Source organism: Enhygromyxa salina (genome assembly GCF_000737335.2).
Taxonomy (GTDB): Bacteria; Myxococcota_A; Polyangia; order Nannocystales; family Nannocystaceae; genus Plesiocystis; species Plesiocystis salina_C.
Map to the genome: position 1 here is coordinate 1 of NZ_JMCC02000185.1, position 8,113 is coordinate 8,113.

An 8,113-nucleotide genomic window follows, 5' to 3' on the forward strand; every position below is an offset into this window, starting at 1 on the left:
GTGGTCGCAGGCCTGCTCGCGCTCGCGGCCCAGCTGTCCAATCAGCCCGAGCTGCGCGCGCGGGCCCTGGCGATCGCCGACGCCGAAGATCCGCGGGGCTTCATGGCCCCCTACGTGCGCGCCCGAGCGGCCGAGGACGCCCTCGATCTCGCGGCCGCGCACGGCCTGTATTTGCAGGCCCTGGCCAGGCGACCGCGCGCGCTGCCAGCGTTCGAGGGCGCGCTGCGGACCTTGGCGATCCCCGAGCGCGAGCTGGGCCGGGTCCGCGACGCGCTCTTGTTGTTCCCCGACGCCACCGTCCACTGGCGCGCGAGCGAGCTGCTCGACGCGGGCGCGCGCGGTGAGATCGATGGGCCGCTGCTGACCAAGCTGTGGCTGGCCCGCAACGACGCGGCGACGTTGCTGAGCATTGGCGAGCCCAGCACCAAGATCCACGCGCTCGCCGAGCTTGGGCTCGAGCGCCTGCTCGCCGAGCTCGAGGCCGCGCGCACCCCCGCCGACGCGTTCCCGATCGCGGCCAAGGTCCTGGCCTGGCTCGGCGCCGGGCCGCCCCAGCTCCGCGTGCAATACCGCGACGTCGAGCTGTGGCTGACCTACCTGATCGGACGTGACAGTGAGCTCGAGGCGCTGGCCCTCGCCCGGCCTCGCTACGACGCAATCCGCCAGCCACCAACCGGCCTGCACGCGAGCTTGCTGCTCGCCGAGGCTCGCCAGCGCCACGCGATCGATGATCTGCTGAGCTGGGCGATCGTCCGCGAGGAGCTGTGGCAGGCCGATGATCCCGCGACGCGCAGCATCACCAGCGATCTCTACGCGCCGATCCAAGACCCCGCGCTGGCCCAGTACGCGTGCCTGCGGATGTTTGGCCGCGACGAGTTCGAGGTCGCGGCCGAGCGCTGCGTGCCGCTGTGGAACGAGCTCGGGGGCAGCCGGTTCCTGGCCGTCGATCTCGCCTACCTCGCGCTCAATGATCCCGATCGCGTTCGCGCCAACGGGCTGGATCTCGGCGAGTTCTTCGCGACCGCCGCGCGGCTGCCGGATCTCGCCGATGATCCGGTGTGGCTGCTCAACGCGTCGCTGTGGCTGTCGAAGCAAGGTGAGGAGCAGCGCGGCGCCAAGCTCCGCGTGGATCAGCTGGCCCTCGACGCGATCGCCCCCGAGCCCGACGAGATCGAGCTTGGTCAGGGTCGCTACCGTGGCGCGCTGCTGCGTCAGCAGATCGTCGGGCAATTCGACGGCGTCGATCGCCGCCGGTTCGCGCTCGCCGCCGCCTCGGCCGTGCGCAGCTTGGATCTGACCGCGGCCGAGCTCTACGCCAACCGCCTGCTCGCCTGGTTGCCCCGCGTCGAGGAGGAGGACGCCGCCCCGGAGTTCACCGCTCACTCCCCCCAGATGCTTGCGGCGACCCGGCCGGAGGGCGACACCAGCGACGCCGAGCTGCGCAGCTTTGGGCTGTACGCGCTGTCGATCAGCGAGCTGATCCGTGACGACCTTGGGGATGACCTTGGGGATGACCTTGGGGATGACCTTGGCCACGCCCGGATCCCGCGCGACGCGATGCTGGATCTGCTCGACAGCTACGCCAAGGACACCGGCCTGGCCGACTACGAGCGCGTCGCGTCCGACCATCCCAACAGCCACGTGGCCAAGCTGGTGTTGCTGTCGAGCTACGCCGACGCGGGGATGCGCGAGCAGGCGGTGGCGCTGGCCCGCGAGCTGGTCGTGCTGCACCCCGACAGCCCCCTGGTGCTGTCCGACGCGCTGCCGCTGCTGACGGGCCCCGAGGATCTGGGGGCCGCTCGCAAGCTGCTTGCGAGCGCGCAGCGCATGTTTCCGCTGCACCCGTGGCTGCGCAGCGAGGCCCTGCCCGCGGTGTTGAGCGGCGCCGAAGATCGCCTGCCCAGCTGGCTGCGCACGCCCGATGCCTTCGACACCATGCTCGCGCGCTTCGACGACGCGGCGCTCGATCAGCTCTCGCCCCAGCGCCGCGCGAACATCGACGCGTCCGCCGAGGCCTTCTTCGGTGCCAGCACCACGCCCAACCCCGAGGGCCTCGGCGCCCGCGAGCCGATCCCCGGCGCTACGTCCGTTGGCGTTGGCGGTGGCGGTGGCGACGACGCGCAGCAGAGCGAGCACACGCGCGTGCAGTTCGTCATGCGCGAGCCCAGGGCTTCGCGCTGCGAGGGCCTTGGCTGCGCCGAGCCGCTGATCGCCGAGTGGACCTCGCGCAACTACGCGCTGCTGTGGACCCGCGAGCTCGAGCTGCCCTCGGGTCCGGCGATCGAATTCCTGGTCGCGGACGAAGAGTCGGTGATCGACAACATCTTGGTGCCGAGCGGCGGCAACCTGTTCGTGCTGATCTCGGGCTCGACCCTCGAGGACATCGGCACCTTCTTGCCGCACATGAAGCTGCTGCGAGACAGCTTTCGGCCGCTCGATTGGTCAGTCTCGGCCGACGCCGCCGAGACCCTGCGCAGCTCCGGTCGCCCGCCCGCCAACGACCACGCGCGCCTGGTCGCGCGCCGGCTGCTGGCCCGCGCCAGCCAAGCGCCGCGCGCGGCTGCGCCTGCATGTCCGATCGCGGGTGATCCCACCTTGGCCAAGCTCGATCCGCCAAGCCGCGCGGAGCTGCTGTTGGATCTGTTCTTGGTCACCCGCGACGGCTGGCAGCGGCGCGCGCTGCTGGCCTGCACCGCGCCCGATCAGCCCGAGGCGGCCCGCGTCGCGCTGCTCAGCTTGCTCGACGCCGACGCCAGCGTCCACGCGTTTGGCCGCGCGGCCACCACGGTTCACCACGAGCGCGTGCTGACCGACACCCGCCGCATGCTCTACCAAGAGCGGCAGCCCGCGGTCTCGGATCCCGCGCTCACGACCGGCGGCGGCCAGCCCAGCTTTGGCCTGCTGCAGGTGATCGCCTCGTTGCCCGACGAGCAGAGCCACGCGCTCACCCGCGAGCTGCTGGGTCGCCGCGACGGCCGGCTGCGCGCGCTGGCGTTGGCCGCGAGCGCGACCATGGACTACTTCGGGAGTCACGGCGGGCCAACCCAGGCGACCAGCCGAACCGAGGTCCAGCGTCTGCGCGAGGTCGTGATCGACGGCGAGAGCAAGGACGCGATGCTCGCGGTTCGCAGCCTCATGGACGTCCCCGGGGCCGACAACGTCGCGGCGATCCGCACGCGGACCGACAAGATGATCCGCGCAGGCATCGAGGACGACGCCGGGCGTGGGCTCGCCAGCAACTTGGCCTGGGCGCTCGCGCAGCTGCTGGACAGCAAAGATCGCAAGCGCCTCGAGCAGCTCGCCAAGGCCGTGAAGCTCGAGCCCGCCGACGGTCGGCCCAAGCGAGCCAAGCGCTCGCGCGAGGCGCTCGAAGAGATGGCCAAGGACCACGCCGAGGGCCGCAAGCGCCTGGCCCAGTCCGCGCCGGCGACCAACAACGAGCGAGCGACTCGCTTCGTCCGCGAGCGTCGCGTACGGCCCGCGCCACGGGATCTCGAGCAGGTCCGCAGCAAGCCGTTGGCCGAGCTGACCCCTGGCCACGAGTGGACGTATGTGCGGGTCGGCAACGCTGGACTGTTCGCGACCAGCCTCGAGAGCCTGCTGCGGCGGCTGGCGCCGGCCAACGCGACCGACGCCTACCTGGTCCGCACGCTGATCTACGAGAACCTGCTGCAGGGGTCGTTCGCGCTGTTGGGGGACAGCGGCGGGCTGGATCTGGGCGCGCCGATCGAGTGTGTCTCACCCAAGGGCAGCGAGAGCTTCGCGTGCTCGGCCACGGTCGCCGATCGCAACGCCGTGCTCACGACCCTCGCCGCGCGCGAGCTCGGCGACGACGCGGGCGTGTCCGTGCCGCTCAGCCTCGCCACCGAGTTCGCTGGGCTCCCGCTCACGCTGGGCTCGCTGCCGGTCATGCTGCACTCGCTGATCGAGGCGCCCGAAGACGAGCTCGAGCCCGACGACTCCCCGCGGATCGCCGCCGAGCGCCTGCGCCTGACCCGGACGATCGCCGGGCACGAGCTCGAGTACTACGCGACGGTGGAGCTGCACGAGAACCGCCTGATCGTCGACTCCGAGCACTACATGTTCATCGGGGATCGGCTGCTGGTGTTCTCGGGCTCGGACTTGGCCGAGCAGCTGCTGCGCCAGCCCCCGAGCGGCGCGAGCTCGCTGGCCGCCGATCCGCAGTTCGCCAAGGCCGTCGCGGGCTGGCGCGATGGCGTCGCGCTGCAGGCTGTCGACTTCAGCGGGGATCTTGGGCTGCCCCAGGTCGCGCTCGAGGTCGTGCTCGACAACGAGGGGCTCGAGTTCTCGGCGCGGGCGACCGGCGACCGCGAGGCGATCGGCCAGTTCGGGGATCTCGAGCGGCTGCTGCCAGACCAGCACGTGGCCGCGGCATCGGTCGCGCTCGAGCCTGACGCCCTGCGCGAGTACTTCGAGGACGCCGAGCTCGAGCGCTGCGCGGGCCACGGCAGCGCCGGCGCGGTCCCGGCCGTGACTCCTGTCGCGCCCGCGGGGACCGGCGCGCAGGCCTGTGGCCTCTCGGCCGACGACAAGCTGCCCCCGCTCGCGCTGGCCGAGGCCGCGCCGGCCGTGCTGCTTGGCTGGTACCCCGAGGTTGGCAGCGCGCTGTGGCAAGACTGGGTGCTGGTCATGCCGATCAACGCGAAGCTGCGCAGCGCCATGAAGCGTGAAGGCGTGCCGACGCTCGCCGCCGGGGAGCTGGTCGAACATGCGGGCTTGTTCTTCGTCTCGCGCGACGCCGCGCTGATCGTGGCCTCGACCCGGGAGCTGGCTGAAGACGCCAAGGACAGCCCGCTCGCGCCCGCCGGTAGCGAGGAGCCGCGCCGGTTCGCCGCCTTCTCGCTCGACGGGCAGCGGGCCGCCGCCGTCGTGCGGGCGCTCGCCGAGCGCTACACGGGGGACCGCCGCGCGGACTACCTGCGGTTGGTGGCGACGGTGATCGGTCTGGTTCAACACGTGCAACTGCGCGGCGAGTGGACGGCCAACGCCAACGCCAACGCCAACGACGGAGTGCTGAGCGCCAGCGTGGCGCTGAACCTCGCCGAGTCCGAGGAGCAGCTGGCCCTGATCGACCGGTGGCTGGCGAGCCCCGAGGTTGGCAACGCGAGCAAGCTGCCGCGTCGGCTGTCGCAGGCCGACACCGACAGCGCCCTCGCGTACGTGATCACAGTGGACGACGCCGCGCACTTTGCTCACAGCGCGGTGCCAAAGGACAACCCGCGCATCAGCGTCGAGGTGCTCGCGCCCGATCAGCTGCGCCTGCGGGTGCTGCCCTCGCGCGCGGTGCCCAGCAACAGCGTGCATGTCCTGACCTCGGAGCAGCGCGAGCGCATGTTGGCTTCGGACAACATGGTCCGCGCCAAGGACCAGAAGATCCGTGACGTCGCCAATCAGCTGCGGGTGTCTGGCGACGACATGGCTACAGTCGCGGCCATCGTGGCTTGGGTGCATCAGAAGGTCCACTACGAGATCACACCGAGCAGCCTCGACGCCGTGACGATCCTGGATCGGGGACAGGGCGACTGCACCGAGTACGCGCTGCTGACCGTGACGCTGCTGCGCGCTGCGGGAATCCCGGCGCGGCTACAAGAGGGCATGGCCGCCAGCGGTGACGAGATGGTCGCGCACGCGTGGGTGGCGTGGCACGACGGAACTCGCTGGCGCGAGGTCGACCCGACCGCAGGCACCTCCAGCGTGAGCGCTGGTCACATCGAGATCGAGGTCGTCGATGTCCTCGCGATGATCTCGCTTGGGCAGTTCGAGGTGACCGCGATCGAGAAAATTGAGCCCTGAGCCTGCGTTTGCGGCCGGCTGGGTCCAATCGTGGCCGTTGGATCAGGTCCTGTTTTTTTACGCGCCTACGTAGTTTGGCGGTTTTCAACGGTGCGAGCGCCGACTATACAGTCGCGGCGACAGAACACTGTCCCGCGGACAAAGTCTGACCTTCATCAATTGAGCGACACACACCATGGAAAACCTGCCGGTCCCCGAGTTTCTTCAACCCTACATGCCATTGATCGTCGGAGCCGTGACGGCGCTGGTGATCTTCATTATCGGCATCATCGTCGCGGGGTGGGTGCACAGCTTGGTGGCACGCGGCCTGAGCAAGCGGCAGGTCGAGCCATCGCTGGTTGGTTTCTTGGCCTCACTCGCGCGCTGGCTGGTGCTGGCTGCCGCGGTCATTACTGCGCTCGAGCGCGTGGGTCTGCAGACGACCAGCTTGATCGCGCTGCTTGGGTCTGCTGGCATCGCGATTGGCCTGGCGCTGCAGGGCAACCTCTCCCACTTCGCTAGCGGCGTGATGATCTTGCTGTTCCGACCGTTCAAGGTTGGTGACTACATCGGCGCGGCCGGCAAAGAGGGCAACGTCAAGGCCATTGGTCTGTTCACGACCACGCTGCTGACCCTGGACAACGAGACCGTGATCGTGCCCAACGGGGCCGCGACCGGCAGCGTGATGACCAACTATACCGTCAGCGGCAGCCGTCGGGCGCACATCGCCGTGGGCGTTGCCTACGGCAGCAAGGTGCCCGAGGTCATCGCGGTGCTGAAGAAGGCCACCGAGCGCTGCGAGTTGGCGATGAAGACGCCGGCGCCGGTGATCGCGTTTGTTGGACTGGGCGCCAGCTCGCTCGACTTCTTGGTGCTCGCGCACTGCGATCCGGCGGTCTATGCCGACATGCTGCATCAGGTCCGCACGGCCGTGTATGAGGAACTCGCGGTCGCTGGGATCGAGATTCCGTTCGCGCAGATCGTCGTGCACCAGAACGCCTGAACACGAGTTGGCGGTCGATGTCGCCTGGGCCCTGCCCTGCCCTGATCTGGTATGATCAGGGTAGGGTTGGGGCAGGCTGAGCATTGCGTTGACGCCTACCTACGCCACACTTGGTTGGCCTCGAGATTCATACGATGCAACATACAGCTTCCACGCTCATCTTCGCTGTCTGCCTGGGATTCCCGGCGCTCACGTACGCCGGGGCGCCCGAAGACCCCGCCGTCCCAAGTGGCACCGCCACCCAGGACAACGCCAGCTCGGGCTCGACAGAGATCGGCTCGGACGACAAGTTCGTCGGTACCAAGGAGGTCGCTGCCGAGGACGCGGCCGCCGAGGACGGGCCCAAGGATCCGCACGCGGAGGACGCCACCGAGTTCGACATCTCGCTTGGTGGCATCTTTAGCACTGGCAATTCACGCTCGCTGGCCACGACCGGGCTCACCAATTTTCGGCTGCGCCGGACCATTCACCAATTCGGGGCTTCGGTCGCTGGCAACTATGGTGCAACGGGCGCCGAGGATCGGCCGAGGGGCTACGACACGACGGTTGGCAACGTACAGGGGCTGGTCCGCTACGACGTGTTCTTTGCCGAGCGATGGACCGCCTTCGCGCAGGTCACGGGTCGCCACGATCCGTTTCAAAAGCTGGATTTGCGCATGAACGTGGATCCGGGGTTTGCTTTTTATGCGCTGAACAAGACCAAGCACCGGCTGTGGTTTGAGGCTGGATATGACTTTCAGTATGACCTTCGTACTGATGAGGCGCTGGTTTTGGTCGACGATGATGGGGAGCCCGTGCTCGACTTGAATGGGAACACTCAGATTGATCCGGCGGTGCTGAAGACTGAGCTGAATCATGCTGTGCGGGTGTTTGCGGGGTACTCGAACAAGTTGTCCGAGCGGGTGGGCTTTGATACGGGGATTGAGTATTTGCAGAGTGTGGTCTTGGGGAGGCGGCTGCGGGTTAATTATTTGGCGGCGCTGAATACTCAGCTTGTTGAGCGGTTGTCGCTGGCGGTGACGTTTACTTTGCGGTTTGAGAATGATCCGCTGCCTGGGGTTGGGCGGTTGGATACTGTCACTGCGTTCTCCCTCACCTACCGCTTCTTCTAACCCTGCCCGAAGGTCCTGTTCCCGTCGGGCGACGGGCTTCCCTTCGAGGTCACTGGGCTGCTGCTTCCGGCTGCAAAATCACCCTCCGACACGCCGAACGCCTGCCGTGTCGTAGGGCAAAATCGGCTCCGCCCTCAACCTCGAGGGCGAGAACCAACACCGGCAGGCGGGTCGCCTTGCCCGCCCACCTCGATCACGCACAACG

The 8,113-nt window shown here is 68.5% G+C and carries 3 protein-coding genes; all 3 read left to right on the forward strand.

What is annotated here, in order from left to right; genetic code table 11:
* The coding region (locus DB30_RS42635) for a lasso peptide biosynthesis B2 protein (protein WP_146662735.1) at positions 1 to 5,814 on the forward strand (5,814 nt) is incomplete at its 5' end.
* Between the two features lie 175 nt (positions 5,815 to 5,989).
* Positions 5,990 to 6,796 carry a mechanosensitive ion channel family protein gene (locus DB30_RS39445; RefSeq protein WP_052559140.1) on the forward strand — a complete coding sequence of 269 codons (807 nt, stop codon included), beginning with the start codon at positions 5,990 to 5,992 and terminating at the stop codon, positions 6,794 to 6,796.
* A 110-nt stretch (positions 6,797 to 6,906) separates the two neighbouring features.
* Positions 6,907 to 7,908 (forward strand): DUF481 domain-containing protein, encoded by a 1,002-nt coding sequence (locus tag DB30_RS39450; RefSeq protein ID WP_052559143.1) that lies wholly within the window; start codon positions 6,907 to 6,909, stop codon positions 7,906 to 7,908.
* The last annotated feature ends 205 nt before the right edge of the window (positions 7,909 to 8,113 follow it).

Excerpts from the sequence above, each read along its gene's own strand:
- DB30_RS39445 (WP_052559140.1), top strand. The coding sequence starts at position 5,990 with ATGGAAAACCTGCCGGTCCCCGAGTTTCTTCAACCCTACATGCCATTG.